21 protein-coding genes and 1 riboswitch are annotated in these 23522 nt (G+C 45.0%); of the genes, 8 read left to right on the top strand and 13 right to left on the bottom strand.

Annotated features, from left to right (window positions below; genetic code table 11):
- The first annotated feature begins 123 nt into the window (after positions 1-123).
- Positions 124-1671, top strand: a complete 1548-nt coding sequence (gpmI, locus tag AC4MBN_RS13355; RefSeq protein ID WP_491880350.1) for a 2,3-bisphosphoglycerate-independent phosphoglycerate mutase — start codon at positions 124-126, stop codon at positions 1669-1671.
- A 23-nt stretch (positions 1672-1694) separates the two neighbouring features.
- Positions 1695-2867: a S41 family peptidase gene (locus AC4MBN_RS13350; RefSeq protein WP_034703419.1), complete on the top strand. Its 1173-nt coding sequence runs from the start codon at positions 1695-1697 to the stop codon at positions 2865-2867.
- Here the strand turns inward: AC4MBN_RS13350 and AC4MBN_RS13345 are convergent, their stop codons facing one another.
- Genes AC4MBN_RS13345 through gacA form a run of 3 tightly spaced genes read right to left on the bottom strand, consistent with a single transcriptional unit; the run spans position 2868 to position 6535 of the window.
- Positions 2868-4289 (bottom strand): sigma-54-dependent transcriptional regulator, encoded by a 1422-nt coding sequence (locus tag AC4MBN_RS13345; protein WP_491880965.1) that lies wholly within the window; start codon positions 4287-4289, stop codon positions 2868-2870.
- A gap of 17 nt (positions 4290-4306) precedes the next feature.
- Entirely contained in the window at positions 4307-5872 is a 1566-nt protein-coding gene (locus tag AC4MBN_RS13340; RefSeq protein ID WP_491880349.1) for a sensor histidine kinase, read from the bottom strand.
- Between the two features lie 27 nt (positions 5873-5899).
- Positions 5900-6535 carry a response regulator transcription factor GacA gene (gacA, locus tag AC4MBN_RS13335; RefSeq protein ID WP_005233474.1) on the bottom strand — a complete coding sequence of 212 codons (636 nt, stop codon included), beginning with the start codon at positions 6533-6535 and terminating at the stop codon, positions 5900-5902.
- Between the two features lie 216 nt (positions 6536-6751).
- Between gacA and AC4MBN_RS13330 the strand changes: the two genes are divergently transcribed.
- Positions 6752-7804, top strand: coding sequence for a serine hydrolase (locus AC4MBN_RS13330; protein ID WP_034703413.1), 1053 nt, complete (start codon positions 6752-6754; stop codon positions 7802-7804).
- Positions 7805-7862: 58 nt separating this feature from the next.
- Here AC4MBN_RS13330 and thrC read toward each other — a convergent pair whose 3' ends face one another.
- The 4 genes from thrC to xerD all read right to left on the bottom strand — a co-directional run bounded on the left by thrC (position 7863) and on the right by xerD (position 12321).
- Positions 7863-9002 carry a threonine synthase gene (thrC, locus tag AC4MBN_RS13325; RefSeq protein WP_419363942.1) on the bottom strand — a complete coding sequence of 380 codons (1140 nt, stop codon included), beginning with the start codon at positions 9000-9002 and terminating at the stop codon, positions 7863-7865.
- Positions 9003-9059: 57 nt separating this feature from the next.
- Complete coding sequence (locus AC4MBN_RS13320; protein ID WP_005233480.1) at positions 9060-10364, bottom strand: homoserine dehydrogenase; 1305 nt, start codon at positions 10362-10364, stop codon at positions 9060-9062.
- Between the two features lie 127 nt (positions 10365-10491).
- Entirely contained in the window at positions 10492-11304 is an 813-nt protein-coding gene (locus AC4MBN_RS13315) for a DsbC family protein (protein WP_034169775.1), read from the bottom strand.
- Positions 11305-11403: 99 nt separating this feature from the next.
- Positions 11404-12321 carry a site-specific tyrosine recombinase XerD gene (xerD, locus tag AC4MBN_RS13310; RefSeq protein ID WP_159124366.1) on the bottom strand — a complete coding sequence of 306 codons (918 nt, stop codon included), beginning with the start codon at positions 12319-12321 and terminating at the stop codon, positions 11404-11406.
- 175 nt (positions 12322-12496) lie between these two features.
- Between xerD and AC4MBN_RS13305 the strand changes: the two genes are divergently transcribed.
- The 5 genes from AC4MBN_RS13305 to ftsW all read left to right on the top strand — a co-directional run bounded on the left by AC4MBN_RS13305 (position 12497) and on the right by ftsW (position 17861).
- The gene (locus AC4MBN_RS13305; RefSeq protein WP_004787267.1) at positions 12497-12757 is read left to right on the top strand and encodes a FeoA family protein; all 261 of its coding nucleotides are present in this window, start codon (positions 12497-12499) and stop codon (positions 12755-12757) included.
- A complete protein-coding gene (gene feoB / locus AC4MBN_RS13300) occupies positions 12754-14610 on the top strand; it encodes a ferrous iron transporter B (protein ID WP_004787264.1) in 1857 nt (618 codons plus the stop codon). The genes AC4MBN_RS13305 and feoB overlap by 4 nt, the downstream gene beginning before the upstream one ends.
- A gap of 57 nt (positions 14611-14667) precedes the next feature.
- Complete coding sequence (locus AC4MBN_RS13295) at positions 14668-14919, top strand: DUF6587 family protein (protein WP_312534416.1); 252 nt, start codon at positions 14668-14670, stop codon at positions 14917-14919.
- A gap of 378 nt (positions 14920-15297) precedes the next feature.
- Positions 15298-16644 carry a UDP-N-acetylmuramoyl-L-alanine--D-glutamate ligase gene (gene murD / locus AC4MBN_RS13290; RefSeq protein WP_491876431.1) on the top strand — a complete coding sequence of 449 codons (1347 nt, stop codon included), beginning with the start codon at positions 15298-15300 and terminating at the stop codon, positions 16642-16644.
- Positions 16645-16664: 20 nt separating this feature from the next.
- Complete coding sequence (gene ftsW, locus AC4MBN_RS13285) at positions 16665-17861, top strand: putative lipid II flippase FtsW (protein WP_180015015.1); 1197 nt, start codon at positions 16665-16667, stop codon at positions 17859-17861.
- On the opposite strand, the gene AC4MBN_RS13280 is transcribed toward ftsW, so the two are convergent.
- The 6 genes from AC4MBN_RS13280 to thiC all read right to left on the bottom strand — a co-directional run bounded on the left by AC4MBN_RS13280 (position 17850) and on the right by thiC (position 23246).
- Positions 17850-18110: a zinc ribbon domain-containing protein gene (locus AC4MBN_RS13280; RefSeq protein ID WP_180159404.1), complete on the bottom strand. Its 261-nt coding sequence runs from the start codon at positions 18108-18110 to the stop codon at positions 17850-17852. The two genes, ftsW and AC4MBN_RS13280, sit on opposite strands and share 12 nt — an antisense overlap.
- A 56-nt stretch (positions 18111-18166) precedes the next feature.
- On the bottom strand, positions 18167-19087 hold the full coding sequence (gluQRS, locus tag AC4MBN_RS13275; RefSeq protein ID WP_491880348.1) for a tRNA glutamyl-Q(34) synthetase GluQRS: 921 nt from the start codon (positions 19085-19087) through the stop codon (positions 18167-18169).
- Between the two features lie 2 nt (positions 19088-19089).
- Entirely contained in the window at positions 19090-19617 is a 528-nt protein-coding gene (gene dksA / locus AC4MBN_RS13270) for an RNA polymerase-binding protein DksA (RefSeq protein ID WP_004787252.1), read from the bottom strand.
- Positions 19618-19826: 209 nt separating this feature from the next.
- Positions 19827-20639 carry a 3',5'-cyclic-AMP phosphodiesterase gene (gene cpdA / locus AC4MBN_RS13265; RefSeq protein ID WP_491880347.1) on the bottom strand — a complete coding sequence of 271 codons (813 nt, stop codon included), beginning with the start codon at positions 20637-20639 and terminating at the stop codon, positions 19827-19829.
- On the bottom strand, positions 20636-21271 hold the full coding sequence (locus AC4MBN_RS13260) for an NUDIX domain-containing protein (RefSeq protein ID WP_104426962.1): 636 nt from the start codon (positions 21269-21271) through the stop codon (positions 20636-20638). Before AC4MBN_RS13260 ends, cpdA begins: the two co-directional genes overlap by 4 nt.
- Positions 21272-21350: 79 nt before the next feature.
- Positions 21351-23246, bottom strand: a complete 1896-nt coding sequence (gene thiC, locus AC4MBN_RS13255) for a phosphomethylpyrimidine synthase ThiC (protein WP_159124360.1) — start codon at positions 23244-23246, stop codon at positions 21351-21353.
- Between the two features lie 90 nt (positions 23247-23336).
- Positions 23337-23465: riboswitch (TPP riboswitch) on the bottom strand.
- Positions 23466-23522 lie beyond the last annotated feature (57 nt).

The following is a 23522-nucleotide window of genomic DNA, read 5'->3' as shown; positions in this document are numbered from 1 at the left end:
CCAAAGGAAAATAGAAGAAATCAATCGCAACAAGAGGCTTAAACCATCGTCTGGTCATGGCCTCTTTTTGCAAAATTCGGTAAACTAGGACGATTAATTCGTAGACGAAAAGAGTATTTCATTATGACGGATGCAACTGCTGGCAAAATCCCTCACGTTTTGGTGATTATGGATGGTGTGGGTCATCGCGAAGCGGTCGAAGACAATGCGTTTTTAGCGGCTAAACGACCAAATTTAACTGCTATGCAGGAAAAGCATCCGCATGGTTTAATCTCAGGTTCAGGCGAAGATGTCGGCCTGCCTGATGGTCAAATGGGGAACTCTGAAGTTGGTCATATGAATCTTGGTGCTGGCCGTGTGCTGTATCAGGACTTTACCCGTATTACCAAAGATATCCGTACTGGGGCTTTCTTCGAGCATGAAGTGCTGGTAGATGCGGTTGAGAAAGCCAAAGCAGCAAATGGCGCAGTCCACATTATGGGTCTGTTGTCTGAAGGCGGTGTGCACTCACATGAAGACCATATTGTGGCCATGGCTGAACTGGCTTTAAAACGCGGTGCTCAGGTTTATCTGCATGCGTTCCTCGATGGCCGTGATACACCACCAAAAAGTGCGCAACCCTCTTTAGAAAAACTGGATGCATTATTTGCTCAATATCCGGGCCAGGGTCGTATTGTCAGCATGATCGGTCGTTATTTTGCCATGGACCGTGACAACCGTTGGGATCGTGTAGAGCAAGCATATCGTCTGCTGACTGAAGGTGAAGCAGTGCGTACTGCAGCTAGTGGAGTTGAAGGTCTGGAACAGGCTTATGCTGCAGAGGAATCAGATGAATTTGTAAAAGCGACTCGCATTGGCGACACTGTGAAGATTCAGGATGGCGACAGCGTCGTATTCATGAACTTCCGTGCTGACCGTGCCCGTGAATTGACTCGTGCCTTTGTTGAAAAAGACTTTGCTGGTTTTGAACGTAAAGTGGTGCCAAACCTGTCAAAATTCGTGATGCTGACCCGTTATCAGGCAACCATTGATGCACCTGTGGCATATATGCCAGAAGCGCTGGTAAATTCTTTAGGTGAGTATCTGTCTAATTTGGGTAAAACCCAGTTGCGTATTGCAGAAACTGAGAAATATGCACATGTAACGTTCTTCTTTAGCGGCGGCCGTGAAGAAGAGTATCCAGGTGAAAAACGTATCCTGATCCCATCTCCAAATGTTGCGACTTATGACCTGAAACCGGAAATGAGTGCCTATGAAGTAACAGATGAACTGGTGGCAGCGATCAATTCAGGCGAGTTTGACCTATTGGTTGTGAACTATGCCAATGGTGATATGGTCGGTCATACTGGTGTATTTGATGCAGCAGTGAAAGCCGTTGAAGCTGTGGATACTTGCTTAGGCCGTGTTTATGAAGCTGTGATGGCGAAAAAAGGTCATATGATTATTACTGCAGACCATGGTAATGTGGAGCAAATGCAGGATTATCAGAGCGGTCAGGTGCATACCCAGCATACCACTGAACTGGTTCCATTTATCTATGTGGGTCCAAGCTCTGCAACAATCGCAGAAGGTGGCGTATTGGCGGATGTCGCACCAACACTACTAAACTTGATGCAAATTCCGGTACCAGCTGAAATGCAGGGCCGCAATCTTATTGAGTTGCACGCTTAATCTTTTATAAAACAGGTATAAGAATGATAAAAACACATGGCAAGTCTGTAGTCTTATCCTGCTTACTGATGTGTTTGAGTCATTCCGCCTGGAGTGCTGTTTCGACCGAGATGGCACTCGATGAACTGGAAATGGATGAACAGGTCTATAATGAAATTCCTGTTACATCCATCCAGGAATTTGTTCAGATTTATGGCATCGTCAAAGATAATTATATTCAAGACAAAAATGACGATGTGCTTTTCCAGCAAGCCATTCAAGGTTTGGTGAGTGGCTTAGACCGCTATTCCCGCTATTTATCTCCTGAAGACTATAAGCAGCTGCGTGAATATACCGAAGGTGATTTGGCCAGTATTGATTTTGATCTGCATTTTAATCCGCAGCTAAAACAATGGATGGTACAAGGCTTGAGTCCGGATGCTGACTCTGCCAAGCAAGGCCTTCGTAACGGTGTCACAGTTTACAAGATTGATGATCAGGTCTTGAGTGCGCTGAAACGTGAGCAGGTGCGAGATTTATTGACTGGTGCCATTGGCTCTACTTTAACGCTCCAGCTTTCTGCGCAAAGTGTACCGATTACACTGGTCCGCAATACCAAAGTAGATACCGAGATTAAATCGACCTTACACAGCAATCAGGTTCTGGTGCTGCAGGTCAAAGTCTTCCAGCAGGATACCGCTAATGAAATCAAACGGATTATTGAAAGTTATTCAACCAATCGCCTGAAAGCAGTGCTGTTTGACCTGCGTAATAATCCCGGTGGTTTATTGTCCGCAGCCGTTGAATCGGCAGATTTATTCCTGAATCAGGGTATTATTGTCTCAACCAAGAGCCGCTCTGAAGGCAATCAGCAATTTCAGGCACTACCAGGGATCGAATTTCAGAACCTGAAAGTCGGGATTCTGATTAATAACCGCTCTGCTTCCGCTGCAGAAGTATTTACTGCTGCTCTGAAAGAACATAATCGTGCCTGGGTGGTAGGGGAAAAGAGCTATGGCAAAGGGGTGGTACAGAAATTATTTCCTTTGAGCAATGGCTCCGCTTTACAGATGACAGTGTCGCAATACTTTAGCCCAAGTGGCAATATGATCGAAGGACAGGGGATTCAGCCACATTTCACCTATCCTCTAGGTCAGGATGCGCGTGAGGAGAGCTATCTGGATCACGTCACAGACTTGCTGCTCCTGCAAAAATAATTATTCCTCTTCTTCGGTATCCAGTCCGAATTTTTTCAGACGGTAACGTAAAGAGCGAAACGACATACCGAGTTTTTTGGCGGCCAATGTACGGTTCCAATGGGTCAGATTTAAAGCATTCAGCAGAATTTCTTTTTCAATCTTTTCTAAATATAGTTCCAGACCTTCTTCAGGTAATTTTTTCGGAATAATGATCTGATCCGAAGATGCTATAGGCTCTGCCAGATTGGCAGTTTCTGATAAGACAGGAGCCAGATGACGCAGTGGAGCAGTTTGCAGATGCTGAAGATCAATCTTGTCTTCATCACTCAAAGTAATCGCACGTTCAATAATGTTACGCAGTTCACGCACATTGCCTGGATAATATTGCTCCAGTAAAAATTCCTTGCTCCGTTCTGTCAGCTTTTTTGCAGGAATCTCCCATTCCTGACAGATCTTTTGAATAAAATGCTCAGCGAGGAGCAGAATATCCTGGCCGCGCTCACGCAGTGGTGGTAAGACCAGATCCATCACATGAATACGGAAGAATAAGTCCTGACGAAATTTGCCTTGTTGTACCAACGCATCAAGATCCTGATGGCTGGCACTGATGACACGGAAATCGACATCAATTTCGGTATCGGAACCGACTGGACGAATGCGTTTTTCCTGGACGGCACGTAATAGTTTGACCTGCATAGATAGCGGTAATTCGGCAATTTCATCTAAGAACAAACTACCTCCATGGGCAGATTGAATTAGCCCCTGTTTGTCCTGTGTCGCGCCAGTAAAGCTGCCTTTCTTATGGCCAAACAATTCGCTTTCCATCAATTCAGTCGGGATTGCACCGCAGTTAATCGCGATAAAAGGTCCTTCATTGCGATTGCTAAGACGATGAACCAGATTGGCCACCACTTCTTTCCCGGTACCTGATTCGCCAGTAATAAATACCGGAGCTTGAGAACGGGCAATTTTTTTCAAGGTGACACGCAATTGCTGAATAGGCAGGGATTGTCCAATCAGCAGCTTATGTTCTAGTGAATCATTGGAATTATTCTGATAATAGTCTACTGGTTTATTCAGTGCTTTTTGCAGCAGCTGTTCCAGATGCTTTTGATTGATCGGTTTGCTGACAAAGTCAAATGCACCTGCCTTGAGTGCAGCAATGGCAATTTCCATATTGCCATAGGCCGTTAAAACAGCTACCGGAAGGTGAGGAGAATGCTGGTTAATCCAGTCCAGTAATTGCAGACCATTGCCATCAGGAAGATTTAGATCTGTCAGACAGGCATCATATTGATGATCTGTCAGAAATTTTTTTGCATCTTCCAGACGATGGGCAATGTGTGTACGGATTCCCATGCGCATCAATGACATTTGCATGAGGGTACATAGATCTTCCTCATCATCCACCAATAAGACCAGTGGTTGTTGTTCCACAATATTTCCCCTTATTCCTTTTATGCTGTTACACGTTGACAGCTAATCTGAAAGCATGCGCCCTGTTCTTGTGAAATGTAGTTGAGTTGTGCCTGATTGGCTTCACAAAAACTGTGTGATAAATATAGTCCGAGTCCTGTTCCATGGATAGACGTGCTGAAAAAAGGTTTAAATAATAATTCCTGATCATGGGTGGCAACACCAGAGCCAAAATCCCGAACATCTATCCATACCTTATGTTCATATGGGTGAATATTCAATTGAATATGGGGTGAATCCGGTGAATTATGCCGGATAGCATTACGAATCAGATTAATCAGAATCTGACGTAACTGGGCTTCATCGAACTGAATTGCCAGTGGTGCATCAATATTAAATTGAATCTGATCTGCCACATCTGCTAAATCTTCCTGAATAAACAGTGGTATAAACTCATTCAGCTGAATCACGACCGGATGGGTTTCTTTATTCTTCACCATATTCAGGGTGTCTTGGATAATCCGGTCAATACGGGTAGCCTGTCGGCTGATCATCTGATGCAGGACCTGTTGCTGTTCAGGTTCAGAATCGAGATAAAGATCATTGGCCTGTACAATGGCAGCCAGAGGATTGCGAATTTCATGGGCAATACTGGCGGAAAGCTGGCCTAGAGCAGCAAGCTTTAACTGTTGCACCTGCTGATTAAGTTTGCGGGCATCTTGCAGCACGAGCAGAGTCAGAGTCTGGTGCGGTACAATCAGCTTTTGTACCTGCACGTGAATATTATAACGACTCTGCTGGGATTCAAATTGAAACCGCTCACCATTTTCTAGAGTTTCAAAACGGATCAGTTCAAACAAGTCATTTTGAGATTGGTATAACGAAAATCTTTCATGGGCATACATTGGTTCAATGCCCAGCAGATGACAGGCAGCTGGATTACTGAGCACCACATGGTAATTCTCATCTAAGACCAGATAGCCAGTTTCAATCTGTTCCAGAATATAGCGGTTAATATTCTGTAAGCGATATAGCTCCAGCGATTGAGAAAAATTCAGGTTCTCCAGAATCTGAAAACGTCGTACTGCAATTTGTCCCGAGCCATAGACGACAAAAAACAGAAAGGCCAACAGGGCACTATTTCCGATATTAGTAAGCGAGGAAAAGGCAAAAATACTGCCGATAAAATGCTGGTAGATGATACTAATCACCGCAATCAGGGTGATGATCAGGGCCTTCTTGGCATCGAGCAATAATGAGGCTGAAAAAATGGTAATAACAAAAATCAGTCCGAGATGGACATTTGGACCCTGACTGGCCAAGGTTAATAAACTGAGAAAAAAGACATCGCTGGCAAAAATCAGAATGAACTGTGGCTGAATCAGGCGCTTTACCCATCTTAGTGTAAATAGCTGAACAGTATTGACGGCGACGCCAATCATTAAGGCATAGTGATAGAGTTTAGGATACTGATAATCCGCGGTCATATCGGGATAAGTCAGCAGGAAAATCAGCAACAGACCCGTGCTGATAATCAGGCGGTAGGCGCTATACCATAGGCCCAGATGATATTGATTCAGTTCAGAATAACTGGATTTTTGCGCCATAGAAACCGCATTAAGCAGAGGGTTAAATTAAGGTTTAATCAGGCCATAGCGCATTGCAAGATGGGTCAGTTTAACATCACTATCGATATTCAGTTTTTCGAAGATCCGGTAACGGTAAGTATTGACTGTTTTAACACTTACAAACAGCTTGTCGGCAATTTCCTGCGCGCTGATACAGTTCACTACCATCATGGCTACCTGCATTTCACGTTCAGACAGTGCATCAAAAGGAGATTGCTGGGTATCGGACAGGTAGGAGCTAGCCAACTGTTCTGCGATATCAGCACTGAAATATTTACCGCCCTGCATGACTTTATTGATGGCACGAACCATCTCTGATACAGGTGCACCCTTGGTGATATAGCCTTTGGCACCTGCCTTAAGTAAAAGAGAAGGATAAGGCTCTTCAGCTAGGCCACTCACCGCAAGAACTTTGGTTTCAGGAGCAGTCTGTAGTAAACGGCGTGTGGTTTCTACACCACCGATACCTGGCATGTTGACATCTAATAGAACCACATTGGGATGATGCTGACGGACGAGGGTAATTGCTTCTTCACCAGATTCAGCCTGTCCAATCACCTGAACATCCGCATGGTCTTCCAGCATTCTGCAAATTCCAGTACGAACTAATTCATGGTCGTCGACAACTAAAACTGTGATCACCTAGACTCTCCCTCATTAAAAAATCATTTTTTTGTTACATAAAGCAAAATAAGCTTGCAATGAAACTACAAAATTAGCAATCCTATTCGCAGATTAAATCTGAAACTTATCACATAGTGTCAAGAACAAAAAATGTTCGGCATTGTGTTTAAATGTAAGGCATATTAGAGGTAATACGCAAATCAATCTTACCTCTGTTAGTTGAGTGAAGGAATAGTGAAGAAAATAAACAAGTCTTTAAGGCATCTACTCGGCCTGTCCGTGTTAATCAGCATGAGCACGACAAGTTTTGCTGAAATCATTATGAATTCTGGCACAACAGAGGGCGGATCCAGCATCAGCTGGTCTTCTGATGAAGTCAATCAGCTCATGAATGATAATTTGAGCGTATCTGCTGCAGAACCTTCACCACCAGGTTCAGCAACTGTTACGACGACGATTCGTCAGGGCGGCGCACCAGCACCAGTACCAACAAAACCTGTGCAGATTATTGATAATAGTCATTTTATTAATCAACCTGCTGTAAGTGCGCGTGCAGCTCTGGTGATGGATTCACAGACAGGTGAAGTGTTATTCAGTAAAAATACCAATAATGCTTACCCGATTGCGTCGATTACCAAATTGATGACTGCAGTAGTGATTTCAGATGCGCGTTTGAATATGTCTGAAAAAATTACTTTGCAACAGGCTGATTTTTCCTGTGCAGGCTGTAAGAGCTCAAGTTCTACCTTAAGAGCTGGGGACAGCATGAATCGTGCTGAAGCCTTATTATTTGCCTTAATGAAGTCTGAGAACCCGGCTGCAGCGGCATTGGCGCGTACGTATCCAGGTGGTCGTGCAGCCTTTATTGCGAAGATGAATGCCAAAGCTAAAGAGCTGGGCATGAATTCAACCCACTATATGGAATCTACCGGCCTGCATCCTGGCAATGTGTCTTCTGCACGCGATTTGGGGATTCTGGTGAATACCGCTTCACAGTATGGCCTGATCCGTCAGTTCTCTACCACTGCCAGTTATGATTTTAATCTTGGCTATCGTGTATTGAAATCGAATAACACCAATTCACTGGTGCGAAATGGTGGCTGGAACATCAACCTGTCTAAAACCGGTTATATTAATGAGGCAGGACGTTGTGTCGTCATGCACACCACCTTGAATAACCGTCCTGTGGTGGTCGTGGTATTAGGTGCGGATTCAACTGCTGCACGTACCAATGATGCGACTCGTCTGATGACCTGGGTGTCTAGCCTGCCTAAACAACGTGTTTAATCTTTTTTAAGCGCATATAAAAAGCCCTGCAAGTGCAGGGCTTTTTTGATTCTGTATCTTACATATTAGAAAGAATAGATTCACGAACCTGTTCTAAAGTTGCGTCGATAGACAGCATTACAGCATCAGAACATTGTTTGATGGCAGTATCTGGATCTTTCAGACCGTTACCAGTTACGGTACACACGATCACAGAACCTTCAGCAATTTTACCTGCTTTAATGTCACGGATTGCGCCACCGATAGACGCTGCAGATGCAGGTTCTACGAATACGCCTTCATACATAGAAAGAAGACGTTGCGCTTCCAGAATCTCGGCATCAGTCAGTTCATCGAACCAGCCTTTAGAATCACGAACAACCGCTTTCGCATGGTTCCAGCTTTGTGGATTACCGATACGGATTGCAGTTGCAACAGTCTCAGGATTTTTAACAGGTGCACCACGAAGGAAAGGTGCAGCGCCAGAAGCTTGATAACCTACCATTGTTGGCAGACCTTCAGGTTTAGGACCAGTGAAGGCATCAGTGGCAGCGTCGTAAACCACTTGCTCGAATTGATCAGCAGGTTGATTCGCAACAGCTTCAGTATAACCCATCCAGTGTGCAGTAATGTTACCTGCGTTACCTACTGGCAGGCAGTGGTAATCTGGTGCACGGCCCAATTCATCCACGATTTCGTAAGCAATGGTTTTTTGACCTTGCAGACGGTACGGGTTGATTGAGTTTACGATAGTTACTGGTGCTTTATCAGCGATTTCTTTTACCAGACGCATACCGTCATCGAAGTTACCGCGGATTTGCATGGTGATCGCACCATACATCATTGCTTGCGCCATTTTACCCATGGCAATTTTGCCTTCTGGGATTAAAACAAACGCTTTGATACCTGCACGCGCTGCATAAGCTGCTGCAGCTGCTGAAGTATTACCTGTAGAAGCACAAATAATCGCTTTAGAGCCTTCTTCAACCGCTTTTGTTACCGCCATGGTCATACCACGGTCTTTAAATGAACCAGTCGGGTTTAAGCCCTCGTACTTCACATAAATTTCAACATTTTTGCCAATAATGCGCGGAATATTCGCAAGCTTAATCAGTGGCGTGTTACCTTCACCCAGAGAAACGGCTTTAGTAGTTGCAGACACTGGTAAACGGTCGCGATAGCGGTCAACTAAACCAGTATAACGATTGGCATTCGACATGATGATGTTCCAATTGTGTGTAGAGCTTGGCAAGGGGAGAGTGTCCCCTCGACCCGATTAATTATCAAGCGATTCTAAACGAATTCGTACAATTTCGCCATGAATGACAGGAAGAGCTTGAATTTGTTTTAACGCTTCATCCATTTTCGCTTCCTTGACTGGATCAGTCAGGATCACGATAGGAATAAGATCTTTCAGACGTGACTGCTGCAGAATTGCATCAATACTGATGCCTTCGCGGCTTAGAATAGAGGTTACTTCAGCCAGTACTCCGGTTTGATCTTCAGCATTGATCCGGATGTAGTATCCAGTCGTCATTTCTTCACGTGGCAGGATTGGCAGGTCACTTAAGCTTTCAAAAGCCAGTTGTGGAATTGTACCAGCACCATCTTCAGTATAAGAAATATCACGTACGATATCCACGACATCTGCGACTACTGCAGAAGCTGTAGGACCTGCACCCGCACCTGCACCGTAATACAGTGTAGGACCAACCGCATTGGCTTGAACCAGAACTGCATTTTTTACACCATTCACATTAGCGATCAATTGCTCTTCAGGAATCAGGGTAGGGTGTACACGGAGTTCGATACCCGTTTCAGCACGACGGGCAATACCGAGGTGTTTGATACGGAAGCCCAAGTCTTCAGCATATTTCACGTCTTGTGCAGTAATTTTGCTAATGCCTTCAGTAAAGACTTTATCAAACTGTAATGGAATACCAAAAGCAATAGAGGCCAGTAATGTCAGTTTGTGTGCTGCATCGATGCCTTCTACGTCGAAGGTTGGATCTGCTTCTGCATAACCCAGCTCTTGTGCTTCTTTCAGTACATCAGCAAAGGCACGGCCTTTATCTCGCATTTCAGTCAGGATGAAGTTGCCTGTACCGTTGATGATACCAGCCAGCCAGTCAATCTTGTTGGCTGCCAGACCTTCACGCATCACTTTAATAATTGGAATGCCGCCAGCCACCGCTGCCTCGTAAGCAATTTGCACAGCGTTGTCATCGGCAAGTTTGAACAGTTCATTTCCATGTTCAGCCAATAGGGCCTTGTTGGCAGTTACGACCTGCTTGCCATGCAGGATGGCTTCTTTAATCACTTCATAAGCAGGGTGAATACCGCCCATGACTTCAACCACCACATCTACATCAGGTTGACGTACGATGTCGAGCAGATCTGCACTTTGTTTGACTGATTCAGGTAGATCCAGATCAGGACGCGGACGACGCGTACCAACATGGGTAATTTGAATTTCACGACCGGTGCGACGTTTAATCTCAGCAGCATTTTCTTTTAATAGTTTAAGGGCACCACCACCCACAGTACCAAGACCGAGGATTGCCAGACGAACTGGTTTCACGTCACACTCCAAATATAAACAGTTTTTTACGAGAGCCTAGATCATAGCTAAAAAAGCGGCCTGACTCTAGGGTCATTTCAGAATATCTTTATCTATAAAATAAAGTTAAATAACTAATTAAAATGAGTTATTTAAGTCGATCCAATAATTCTGATGTGCTCATATAGCCACCGAGGTAAAGTCCTTCAGAACTGTATACGCCCGGGGTACCATTGACGCCAATATTAAGACCCATTTGATATTGATCTTTCACAGGATTTTTACAAGTAGTAGGAGTGATAGATCCACCAGCGATGGCTTGGTCGAAGGCTGCGCGACGGTCGGAATTACACCAGATGGCTTCCATGGCAGGCATATGCTGCTCGCCACGTGGCCAGGCAATATAACGCACCTCGATGCCTTTGCTGTTCATTTCATCCATTTGTTCATGGAATTTGTGACAATACGGACAGCTGACATCGGTAAAGACATAGATCACATGCTTGGTTTTACCTTTGGCTGGATAGATCAACAGGTCTTCAGCTTTAAGATTTGCAAAGATTTTCTTGTTCACGTCAGATTGCAAGGTTTCGCTGACATTATGCAGCTCTTTATCACCAAGACGAATGACATCGCCCTGAATCAGATATTTACCATCATTTGTCACATAGACGGGTGCCATACCTTCCAGGCTGACCCAAGACATGTTTGGTACTTCAGTGGATTTAATACCCGTGATCTTTGCGTTAATCCCCGCTTTTTTGAAATGACCTTCGAGCGTTGAAATCAGGCGCTGCTGTGCATTACGTTCGCTAAGGTTAGAGGCTTCACCCGTCGCCGGAGCACTTGCTGTAAGCGTATCTTGCTTTTTATCTGAATTATTGGAATTGGAACATGCGCTCAGTCCCAGACCGGTAGCAAGCAGACAAGCGATAAAAATTTTGGTGCGGGCAAATGTCATAATAACCCTTTTTTTCTTGGACTAAAAACAGAGCATTAGCATAGCAAAAAAAGATAGAGCTACGTCAAACTTCTCAGTTTATTCTATTTGAATCAGCTCTTAAGCTCGTGGATGATGGGTCGCGTGTAGTTGTTGCATTCTGACTTGTGCCACATGGGTATAGATCTGTGTGGTTGATAAATCACTGTGACCTAGCAACATTTGTACTACCCGTAAGTCAGCGCCATGATTAAGTAAATGCGTGGCGAAGGCATGGCGCAAAGTATGTGGAGACAGTTCAGCCTGAATTCCGGCTTGTAGTGCATAGCGTTTAATGGCATACCAGAAATTCTGTCGGCTCATGATCCCGCCATGCTGGGTGAGGAACAGATAATCAGTCGCTGTCTTATACAATTGCGGGCGTGCTTCCTGCAGGTATTTTTCCACCCATTCACAGGCCATCTGTCCCATCGGCACCAGACGTTCTTTATTGCCTTTACCGACAATACGCAAATAGCCCTGTTTTAAATTAATCAGATCCAGACGCAGATTAATCAGTTCCGTTACCCGTAAACCGCAGGCATAGAGTACCTCAAACATGGCACGATCACGTAAACCAAGAGCAGTATTAATATCGGGTGCATGAATCAGCGCTTCGACATCAGCTTCAGACAGGTCTTTCGGCAGGGCACGGCCCAGCTTCGGTGTTTTATGGGCAGCAACCGGATTGTCACTCCGCAGTTTTTGTTCCCGCAGGAATTTATAAAAAGAACGTAAGGCGGACAAACATCGTGCAATTGAACGTGGACTTTTTTGCTGTTTGGTCAGTTCAATGAGCACATCGGAAATATCATCATGGTTCCATTCTGGTAAAGGTTTAACCAGACATTCAGCACACTGGATCAGATCAGATAAATAGGCATTTCGGGTATGAGGACTCACTGTCTGGGCAATCAGATAATCACGAAAACCCTGTAAGTAACTGAAAGCTTCAGGAATCTGAACTGGACTAGGAATGCGAGGTTTTTTATTCAGCATGATGTTTAATGAAGATAATTTTAAAAGCGAGAAGCCTGATTGCTCTTCTCCACTCTAGTTTAATTTTACGAACATGTCGATGTGCTATACAGTCAAGAAGAAATGTAATTAATACTTATTTGTTAATTATTCTCATTTGTTTGTATACTGTACAAAAGTCTTAGGAATTTTCACGGTGCGTTTGTCTGATTTGAAAGCAAAACAAACTGCCATCATTCGAAAAGTTAATCGAACTACTGATGGTAAAGGCGCTTCCCACGATGTTGTGGCCAGTCGCTTGGAAACTTTAGGTTTTGTACCAGGAACTCAGGTACAAGTCATTACCAAAGGTATTTTTGGTGGGGATCCGATTCTTATTCAGGTGGGGTTTACGCGCTTTGCTTTACGAAAATCGGAAGCGGCCAAGATTGAAATTGAACAGGGAGCGGCGGCATGAGTGATACCTTACGTATTGCCCTTGTCGGTAACCCAAACTGCGGTAAAACTTCTTTATTTAACCATTTAACTGGATCTCGTCAAAAAGTCGGCAACTATGCCGGGGTTACGGTTGAGCGTAAAGTCGGGAATTTTACACTTCCTTCAGGTAAACCGGTACGCGTACTGGATCTGCCCGGAACTTATAGTCTGGATGCGACCAGCCCGGACGAAGAAATTACCCGTAATGTGGTTCAGGGTAAAATTGCAGAAGAAGGCCAGCAGGATACTTTCCTGTGCGTTGTAGATGCAACAAATCTAAAACTGCATCTGGGACTGGTACTGGAAATGATTCAGCTGGGCCGTCCAATGCTGGTTGTGCTGAACATGATGGATGAAGCACGCCGTCGTGGCATGCAGATTAATACTCAGAAACTGTCTGAACGTCTGGGTGTACCTGTGGTTGAAACGGTAGCTGTGCGTACTTCAGGCATTGAAAACCTGAAAAATGCATTGGATAAAAACAAGTTTTCTGCCCCGCAAACTGAACTCAGCGGTTTGAGTGGCGATCATCATCATCAGATTGCCAGTATCCTGAAAGATGTGGTGAATTATGCCGATCAGGAAGATAAACGTACTGATTTCCTGGACAAGATATTCCTGCATCCGGTATTGGGCCTGCTTAGCTTAGCCATTATGATGTTTGTGGTGTTTCAGGCGGTCTTTGCCTGGGCTGCGCCATTTATGGACGGAATTGAAACTTTCTTCGGCTGGCTGGGCGAGTACATGGGTGGACTGATCGCTCATCCTTTACTAAACAGCTTGGTGGTTGACGGGATTATTGCCGGTGCAGGTGGAGTGGTAGTCTTCCTGCCGCAGATTCTGATTCTATTCTTCTTTATTCTGGTTTTGGAAGAGTCCGGGTATTTACCACGTGCCGCCTTCCTGCTAGATAAATTGATGTTTAAAGCAGGTCTTTCGGGCCGTGCTTTCATCCCTCTATTGTCCAGCTTTGCCTGTGCCGTGCCGGGAATTATGGCTTCACGGACCATCAGTGATCCACGTGACCGTCTGACCACAATTTTTGTAGCACCACTGATGACCTGTTCGGCACGTCTGCCAGTATATGCTTTGCTGATTGCAGCCTTCATTCCTGAGCAAACCGTGTGGGGCTTCATGAACCTGCAGGGTCTGGTGTTATTTGGTCTGTATATGGCCGGTATCCTGAGTGCTTTGATTGTTTCCTTTATTCTGAAATTTTTCCATAAAGACAAGTCACAGCATATGCTGCTGATGGAGCTGCCAAGTTACCGTTTCCCGGATGTGAAAAACGTCTGGATTGGGTTGCTGGACCGCGGCAAAATCTTCTTAAAGCGTGTCGGTGGCATCATCTTTGCGTTATCCATTCTACTATGGTTCCTGTGTACGTTCCCGCAGCCACCAGAAGGTGCAACTTTACCGGATATCGATTATTCCTTTGCCGGGATGCTCGGCCATGTGATGCAACCTATTTTTGCACCATTAGGCTTTAACTGGCAGATCTGTATTGCACTGATTCCGGCAATGGCAGCACGTGAAGTGGTAGTCGCAGCACTGGGTACAGTCTATGCCTTGTCTGCAGTCGATGAAGATGCCATGTCTGAGGGTCTGGCGGCACTGATTAGTGGCGGTGGTGATCTGGGCTGGTCGATCGCGACCGGCTTGTCTCTACTGGTCTGGTTTATCTATGCGCCGCATTGTCTGGCGACTTTAGCCACTGTGAAGCGTGAAACCGGTTCATGGAAAACGGTCAGCTTTATGACCTTCTACTTGTTTGGTTTGGCATATTTCATGTCATTCCTGACTTATCAAATTGCATCACATTATTTGGGTTAAACTGGCTGAAGAGAAACCTTGGCTAGATCTGACTGATCATGTGAATGGGAGATTGAGATGATTGAAATTCTGATTGTAGCGGTACTGGTTGTCTGGAGTGCGCTCGTGGTATTTAAAAAGGTATTTCCGAATACTTCACGCTCAGTCTTCCAGAAGTTGTCTGATGCCTGTGCAGCCAAGGACTGGCATACGCTGGCGAAATGGTTAAAACCGGCTATGGCTGGTGGCTGTGGCGGTAATTGCGCTTGTCCGGCATCGGAGCAAAGCTCGGATTCTAAACCTAAAGCTCAGGCAGTGAAATGGAAGTAAACTTTCATTCTATTTAAGAATAAAAACTGAGCATACAAATGAGTAAGGGAGTTTAAAAATAAACTCCCTTACTTTTTATTTTTTAAAAACTTATTGATTTATCTGGGAGAGAAGAATCCACTATTTTTCTATATATGAATGGAAGCGTTGTCTGATTTTCCTTTCAAGTTATGGCTAGCATAGTCTTAACTTTTATTCCCATGATGACTCCAATAAAAATTTATTAATTATTAAACCGATTAAAGATGAAGATTGAACGATATTTTTTTACGCCCTGACACAAAAAATGCCAGAGAAAGTCAAAACAGAAAAAGCATTCAAAACAGCAAAGTGCTACCATTTCGTCAGTTTTAAAATAGACCAGAAAATGGGGCGAAAATGTTAATACAACGTGGTGGATTAAAAGTCGTTGCAGGACTCGGGATTTCAGGTGTTGCAGCGGTCAACTTCTTACATGACCAGGGCTACCGCGTTGCAGTAACGGACTCAAGAGCCACCCCACCGGGACATGACCAGATTCCTGCGGAAGTACAGACCAGTTTTGGCAAGTTTGACCAGAATCTGTTGCTCTCTGCTGAAGAAATTATCATCAGCCCGGGACTCGATCCGAAACTGCCTGAGATTCAAGCAGCACTGGCTCAAGGTATTCCTGTGGTAAGTGAAATCCAGATTTTACGTCGTGCGACGGATAAGCCGATTGTGGCCATTACCGGTTCCAATGCCAAAAGTACAGTCACTACTTTAATCGGTCTGATGGCAGCGAATGCGGGTAAAAAAGTGGCAGTTGGGGGGAATCTTGGTCGTCCAGCACTGGATCTCACCAAAGATGATCCTGAACTGTATATTCTGGAGTTGTCAAGCTTCCAGTTAGAAACGACCTCAAACTTGCAGGCTGAAGTGGCGGTTGTTCTGAATATGAGTGAAGACCATCTGGATCGTCATGGCGACATGATGGGTTATCACACCGCCAAACACCGTATTTTCCAAGGTGTGAAAAAAGTGGTGTTTAATCGTGATGATTCATTGACCCGTCCACTGGTTCCAGATGCAACACCGATGCAGAGCTTTGGTTTGAATGCACCGGACATCAACCAGTACGGTATTCTCAAAGATACAGACGGCACAATCTGGCTGGCACGTGGTCGTGAACGTCTGCTCAAAAGTTCTGACATGTATATTCAAGGTACCCATAATGTGGCAAATGCCTTGGCTTGCTTAGCTTTAGGTGAAGCAATTGGCCTACCAATGGACGTTATGTTGGACACTTTAAAAACTTTTAAAGGTCTGGAACATCGCTGTGAATTTGTTAAAGAAGTCAATGGGGTACGTTATTATAATGACTCCAAAGGGACCAATATTGGTGCAACACTGGCAGCACTTGATGGCTTGGGCATGGCAATCGAAGCTCAAGGTGGCAAAGTTGCCATTATTCTTGGCGGTCAGGGTAAAGGTCAGGATTTTACTGCCTTACGTGACTCATTATCTAAGTATGCAAAAGTAGCTGTATTGATTGGTGTGGACCGTCCAATTATTGAAAAAGCCATTACTGGTACAACTGAGCTGGTGCATGCAGAAAGCCTGCAAGAAGCAGTAGAAATTTGCCAGAAGCGCACTCAGGCACATGATGTCGTGTTATTGTCTCCTGCATGTGCAAGTTTTGACATGTTCTCCGGTTATCCGGAACGTGGTCGCAAGTTTGTGGCCTATGTGAATGAACTCAATTAAGAATAACAAGGATTCGTGATATGGCTGAGTTTGCTCAGACTGCGATCAATAAAATTAATCAATTTTATCAGCAGTGGGTACCTAAGCTGCCCGCTGAAGTTAATCCGCGTAATGTGCTGATTTTTTGTGTGCTGGCTTTGCTGTGCATTGGTTCGATCATGGTGGCCTCGGCATCCATGCCTTATGCGGAACGGATGCATGAAAATGCTTTCCACTATGTAACCCGGCATGCGATCTCGATTCTGGTTGCGGCGGGTGCAGCCTTTTTAGCCTATAAAGTTCCATTAAAAGTCTGGTTCAATAACACTTTCTTTTTATGGATTATTACTATTGTTTTGCTGGTCGCCGTACTCTTTGTCGGGACTGAGGTAAACGGCTCCAAGCGCTGGATTCGGGTAGCCGGTTTTACCTTGCAAGCTTCCGAAGTCGCCAAGATCATGATGGCGATTTTTACCGCAGACTACGTCGTGCGTCGTGCTGAAGAGGTTCGTAATAATATCAAGGGCTTGGTACGTTTAAGTGCCATCATGGGTGCAACCGTTGGCCTGATTATTCTTGAGCCTGACTTGGGTGCAACGGTGGTTATTACCCTGACCATGCTCGGTGTATTCTTCCTGGCTGGTGCACCCTGGATTCAGTTCGGTGTTGCTTTTATAACCTTATTAGGTGCGTTTGCTGCTGCGATTGCTCTGGAACCTTATCGTTTACAACGTTTACTGTCTTTCTCGAATCCCTGGGAAGATCCGCTTGGTACCGGTTATCAGCTTTCCAATGCCTTAATGGCCTTTGGTCGTGGCGAATGGACGGGAGTAGGGCTAGGCCACAGTATCCAGAAAATGTCTTATTTACCGGAAGCGCATACTGACTTTATGTTGGCGATCTTAGGGGAAGAATTTGGTTTCTTGGGTATTTCTACTATTCTGATTCTGTCCTTCACCGTGATGGTCTGCTGCATCCGGATTGGGCATCGTGCCTTGCAGCATCAGTACTTGCGTGCAGGTTATCTGGCTTATGGGATCAGTATCATTTTCCTGTTACAGATTCTGGTAAACGCCGGGATGAATATGGGGCTATTGCCAACCAAAGGTTTGACCCTGCCATTTATTAGTTATGGCGGTTCATCACTAATTGTCTGTGCAGTGATGATCAGTTTGATTCTGAAAATTGATTCAACGACCCAGCAGGTCAATCCAAGCCGGGAAGAATCAAGCTTCTAGATTAGACGGACGCTGTGGATCAGGCTGAGCATGGTCAAGCACTGTGCTCGGCATGACAGTTCCACAATTCAGGCAACGCACAAAAGCACTTTTTGCCTTGGAAAGTGGAACTAGCGGAATAAAAAATAAAGAAAAATAATTACGCTGCTGTTTGAGTTCATACCCAGAACGGGTTCGGCAGACTGGACAAAGGAACTGGCTTTTCTCAATGACCTTGGTTTTCGGTCCTACACCAAAAATAAAAAACATTTTTATGATCCTCACTCGCCTTTGTTATTGCTTTTAGCTTAAGTGAAAACCCGTTTTTATAAATAGTGACCTTGTAGCTCAGTTGTATGCGGGATTCGGGAGATATCCCATTGTGCAACCGCTTGTTCAAGCATATGAGCAGGGCGATCCAGTTCTACGGGCACCTGACAGAGGGCTTGAAGTGCTTTTTGCAAGAGCAGGGGAGCCTGATCAAGATTGAGGGCTTGAGCCAGATTTTGCTTGGACAGTTTCTGGCCCTGATCATTCATTGCCAGTGGTAAGTGCATATAGCTTAAACGCGGGTAACCCAGTAATTGACCCAGATAAATCTGACGTTCCGTGTTGTCCAAAAGGTCTGCGCCACGGACTACATGGGTCATGCCTTGCAGATAGTCATCGACCACGACTGCCAGCTGATAATTCATGATGCCATCACGGCGTTTTAAGACAAAATCGCCCAAGTCCTTTTTCAGTTGTGAGCAGTGTCGGCCTTGTAGACGGTCTTCAAAACAGATTTCAACATCTTCGACTTTGACCCGAATCGCCTGATGTTCAAAAGGCAAACCTAAGTCACGACAGGTGTCTTGGTAAATATGATTGGAGCCCAGCATTTTACGGGTACATTGACAGGCATAGACTAGACTCTGCTGACGCAGTTGCTGAATGACATTTTCGTAAATATCCAGACGCTCTTTCTGGTAGATGATTTCGCCATCTGGCTCGAATTCAAAAGCATCCATTGCACGTAGAATATGTTCTTCGCTGCCGGGATAAATACGAGGGATATCGGTATCTTCAATGCGGACTAGCCAGCGCCCCTGATGGGCTTTGGCATCACAGTAGCTGGCGACTGCGGTAATGAGGGACCCAAAATGCAAAGGGCCGGTTGGCGATGGCGCGAACCGGCCCACGTAATTCTCTTCAGCTTTCCCTTCCTTTGATAAAGGGAGGGTCAGGGAGGGATTACTTAAAGACATGCTTAACCGTTATTTTGCTTCTCTTTGATCTCTGCCAAAGTCTTGCAGTCGATACATAACGTTGCAGTTGGACGTGCTTCCAGACGGCGCAGACCAATTTCGATACCACAGGTTTCACAGAAACCGTAGTCATCATTTTTAATCGCTTCGATAGATTGCTCGATTTTGCGGATCAGTTTACGTTCACGGTCACGAGTACGAAGTTCGATGGCAAATTCTTCTTCCTGAGTCGCACGATCGTTTACATCAGGGAGTGCAGTGTTTTCGTCTTGCATCGTATTTAAAGTACGATCAACTTCTGACATCAGTTCAGCTTTCCATGCCATCAAGATTTGGCGGAAGTGTTCAAGCTGCCCTTCAGACATGTATTCTTCATTTTTTTTAGGTTGATAAGGTTCAATACCAAATAAGCTAGCAGTAGAACCACCCTCAGTCGTTTTCGGCTTAGATTTGCGCACACGTTTTGTAGGTTTTTCCTCTACAACATCAGTTTGTTCGTCTAAGACTTGATTTTGGTTGTCATTCGCCATTTAGGGCATTCCTCATCATATGCGTATGTTAATACGCAAAAAATATGGTGATATGCAATTTTTATCCACCCTGTAGAAAGATTATCCTCCTACGGGGGTCGTCATCATATAGACTTTTTATGCTTTTTGATAGTCTTTGATGTCTGGATTATAGATATCACATTTCCTTTGGTTGCAATAAAGTAATTCAAAAAAAATAAAATGCAAAGTTAATAACCTGAAATTTCGGTATTAATATTTTGCTGGCTTAAGGCCACACGTTCGATATGTGTATCGAACTCCCCATTTTGTTTCAAATGTAATACACGATAGCCAGGTGCCGCCTGGTCTAGCGCGAATTCATCACTCTTGGGTTTGAACTGTACACTGGTCGATGGTGTCGATAAAAACTGGATACCGTGCCATTTATTGCAGGAATCCTGATGTACATGACCAAATAGAACCAGCTTCACATTCTGGTGCCGGGCCAGTACATCTTTTAGATCTTCGGCATTCTTTAGCCGGTGTTGGTCAATCCAGTGCGACTTCATTGCAAAAGGATGATGATGGCAAGCCACAACCACATGCTGATTTCGGTATTCAAGCAATAATTGGTCCAGCTGTTCCAGTTGAGCCTGTTCTACCCAACCATCTATCCGATCCTGGACTGCACTATTTAGTAAAATCAGGGTCCAGTTGCCAAAATGAATCGCATGAGCCTGATCTCGATCCTGATAAAAAGGAAAGACCTTGATGTCATCATGATTGCCCGGAATCTGATAATAGGGCACCTGACAGGACTGGATATATTTTAAATAACGTGTATAGGTTTCTGTGACCGGCACTTGTGCCAGATCACCGGTATGTACGAGTGCATCCATTTCTGGAAAATTGTGCTGAATATGCTGCATGACTTCATGGAAGCTCTGCTCGGGATTCATATTCGCGAATTCCAGATTGGGCTGATCCATTAAGTGGGTGTCAGAAATCTGGATAATGGTCCATTCTTGTGGTGATGCAGGATTGAATTGTTCCGATGTCATGTCTGCCCCCTTAAACCTGACGGGACAGCCTGCTGATGCTGCTGTAGCCATTGCAGTGCCATAATCACAGGTGCATTTCTAAGGCGACCATTACTCAGCAGGGTCGGAATATCGGCATAATCCAGAATGTGCAGCTGGATATTTTCCCCTTCATCCGGCATGCCAAAAACACCGCCTTCTTCAGGCAGTTCAGTCTGGGCGACATAAAGATGAAACAGTTCCGAGCAGGCACCGGCAGAAGGATAGAAACTGAAAAGATGCTGCAAGGAATCAACGGTGCAGCCTGACTCTTCGAAAGCTTCGCGGCGAATACAGGTCTCAGGCGTTTCATCGCCATCCAGTACACCGGCAATGACTTCTAGTTGCCATGGCGTATCCTGATCATCCAGCCCGCCAATACGGAACTGTTCAATCAAGCCGAATTTTTGCTGTTGATCGTTATACAGTAGTACCCCAGCGGCTTCAGGGCGATGGATGAGCTCACGCTGCAATGCAGGTGTATAAGATTCCTGATGGAAGACACGGTGACGTAACGTGACTTTTTCCACCTGAATAAATCCCCGATATAAAAACTCACGGGCCTCTATCCTAAAATCTTTTTTATTATAAGAGGCTTGTTTAATAATATTCATAACTCAGAAAAGGATGAAATAACTTATTTTTTTCATCCTATCTGAGATTTTTATGAAAACAACTGTTTTTTTTACGGTTTTACACCTTGTGGTACAATTTTTGACCAGAGCTGTGGAAATCGTTTTTCATCTGCTTAAGGCCGGCTTCAATCTCTGCCTGCGTTACAGCCGGGGTTTCATCAGCAGATAACTGGCTGGCATAATCCCGCACATTCTGGGTGATTTTCATTGAACAGAACTTCGGTCCGCACATCGAGCAGAAGTGAGCCGATTTATGCGCCGCTTTTGGCATGGTTTCATCATGCATGCTGCGTGCTGTGTCCGGATCCAGACTCAGGTTAAACTGGTCTTCCCAGCGGAACTCAAAACGGGCTTTAGACAGGGCATTGTCACGCGCTTGGGCACCTGGATGACCTTTGGCTAGATCGGCAGCATGTGCGGCAATTTTGTAGGTAATGATGCCGTCTTTCACATCTTTCTTGTTCGGCAAGCCTAAATGTTCTTTCGGTGTCACATAGCAAAGCATTGCCGTACCGTACCAGCCAATCATCGCGGCACCAATGGCCGAAGTAATGTGGTCATAACCCGGTGCGATATCTGTGGTTAACGGCCCCAGTGTATAAAAAGGCGCTTCCTTACAGACTTCCAGTTGTAGGTCCATATTTTCCTTGATCATATGCATTGGCACATGCCCCGGACCTTCGATCATCACCTGTACATCATGTTCCCAGGCACGATGCGTCAATTCACCCAACGTGCGTAGCTCGGCAAATTGCGCTTCGTCATTGGCATCCTGAATACAGCCCGGACGTAAGCCATCCCCGAGGCTGAAAGACACATCATAGGCTTTCATGATTTCGCAGATTTCATCGAAATGGGTATAGAGGAAGTTTTCCTGATGATGTGCCAGACACCACTGTGCCATGATCGAACCACCACGTGACACAATACCAGTCAGACGATTTGCGGTCAGTGGTACATAACGCAATAACACACCGGCATGAATCGTAAAGTAATCCACGCCCTGTTCAGCCTGTTCAATCAGGGTATCTTTAAAGATTTCCCAAGTCAGGTCTTCGGCTACACCGTTGACTTTTTCTAATGCCTGATAAATTGGTACGGTACCGATTGGCACCGGAGAGTTACGGATAATCCATTCACGGGTTTCATGAATATTCTGACCAGTTGACAGATCCATAATGGTGTCGGCACCCCAGCGGGTCGCCCAGGTCATTTTTGACACTTCTTCTTCAATACTTGAACCCAGGGCAGAGTTCCCGATATTGGCATTAATTTTTACCAAGAAATTACGTCCGATAATCATCGGTTCCAGTTCAGGGTGATTGATATTGGCAGGAATAATGGCACGGCCTGCAGCGACTTCCTGACGCACAAATTCAGGCGTAATTTCCTGTAAATTTTTGGCACCAAAATTCTGTCCCGGATGCTGACGCATATCGGTCCCTTCCAGCTGACGCAAGTTTTCCCGAATCGCGATATATTCCATTTCCGGCGTAATAATGCCCTGTTTGGCATAGTGCATCTGGGTCACATTCTGGCCAAGTTTAGCCCGGCGTGGTTTCTGGATATGGGCAAAGCGGATATTGGCAGTACGGATATCGCGCAGACGTTGGCGACCAAACTCAGAACTTAAATCATCTAGCATTTCTGTGTCATTACGCTGTTCAATCCAGCCTTCACGCAGATTTGGCAGGCCTTTATTCAGATCAATTTCAACATTTGGATCGGTATAAACCCCTGAAGTGTCGTAGACCATCAAAGGTGCATTATATTCACCGCCCAGACCAGTCGGAGTTTCGCTGAGAGAAATTTCTCGCATGGGCACCTGAATATCAGGACGTGAACCTTGCAGATAGACTTTACGGGAAGCCGGCAGAATGCGGGTCAGATCACGCGCTTCCTGTTCGTGTGGAGTAAGGGGAGTTTCAGAAGAAAGATTCGTTAACTGGCTCATTGCAATGATCCTTATGAATGACATCAACGAATCAAGCACGACCAAAAACGTGGACGGAATTATCTGGGAGTAGATAAAACAAGGGTAATCGTTTTTAGATGGCTTGATTCCTACGCAGGTATTAACCTGATCAGGTTCAACGGTACTCACTATCAAATGGCCGAAAAGGCTGATTTAAGTGATCTCAGCGAGTTATTACTCGCGCTCCGTCAAGCGAGGCTAAATCTTAGCTTAGTTGGTATTTAAAAAGTAGCTTTAAATTGGGAGGGGTTGCTG

It is taken from the genome of Acinetobacter sp. CAU_H_60 (genome assembly GCF_058599385.1).
Note: the sequence above shows the minus strand (reverse complement) of the source record. Positions and strands in the feature narration are given on the sequence as shown.

Coding starts and splice junctions, on each gene's coding strand:
- AC4MBN_RS13350 (WP_034703419.1), top strand. CDS start 1,695: ATGATAAAAACACATGGCAAGTCTGTAGTCTTATCCTGCTTACTGATG.
- feoB (WP_004787264.1), top strand. CDS start 12,754: ATGAGTGATACCTTACGTATTGCCCTTGTCGGTAACCCAAACTGCGGT.
- thrC (WP_419363942.1), bottom strand. CDS start 9,002: ATGTCGAATGCCAATCGTTATACTGGTTTAGTTGACCGCTATCGCGAC.
- cpdA (WP_491880347.1), bottom strand. CDS start 20,639: ATGACATCGGAACAATTCAATCCTGCATCACCACAAGAATGGACCATT.
- murD (WP_491876431.1), top strand. CDS start 15,298: ATGTTAATACAACGTGGTGGATTAAAAGTCGTTGCAGGACTCGGGATT.
- AC4MBN_RS13315 (WP_034169775.1), bottom strand. CDS start 11,304: ATGACATTTGCCCGCACCAAAATTTTTATCGCTTGTCTGCTTGCTACC.
- gluQRS (WP_491880348.1), bottom strand. CDS start 19,087: ATGTCTTTAAGTAATCCCTCCCTGACCCTCCCTTTATCAAAGGAAGGG.
- AC4MBN_RS13280 (WP_180159404.1), bottom strand. CDS start 18,110: ATGTTTTTTATTTTTGGTGTAGGACCGAAAACCAAGGTCATTGAGAAA.
- gpmI (WP_491880350.1), top strand. CDS start 124: ATGACGGATGCAACTGCTGGCAAAATCCCTCACGTTTTGGTGATTATG.
- xerD (WP_159124366.1), bottom strand. CDS start 12,321: ATGCTGAATAAAAAACCTCGCATTCCTAGTCCAGTTCAGATTCCTGAA.
- thiC (WP_159124360.1), bottom strand. CDS start 23,246: ATGAGCCAGTTAACGAATCTTTCTTCTGAAACTCCCCTTACTCCACAC.
- dksA (WP_004787252.1), bottom strand. CDS start 19,617: ATGGCGAATGACAACCAAAATCAAGTCTTAGACGAACAAACTGATGTT.
- AC4MBN_RS13295 (WP_312534416.1), top strand. CDS start 14,668: ATGATTGAAATTCTGATTGTAGCGGTACTGGTTGTCTGGAGTGCGCTC.
- AC4MBN_RS13260 (WP_104426962.1), bottom strand. CDS start 21,271: ATGAATATTATTAAACAAGCCTCTTATAATAAAAAAGATTTTAGGATA.
- AC4MBN_RS13340 (WP_491880349.1), bottom strand. CDS start 5,872: ATGGCGCAAAAATCCAGTTATTCTGAACTGAATCAATATCATCTGGGC.
- ftsW (WP_180015015.1), top strand. CDS start 16,665: ATGGCTGAGTTTGCTCAGACTGCGATCAATAAAATTAATCAATTTTAT.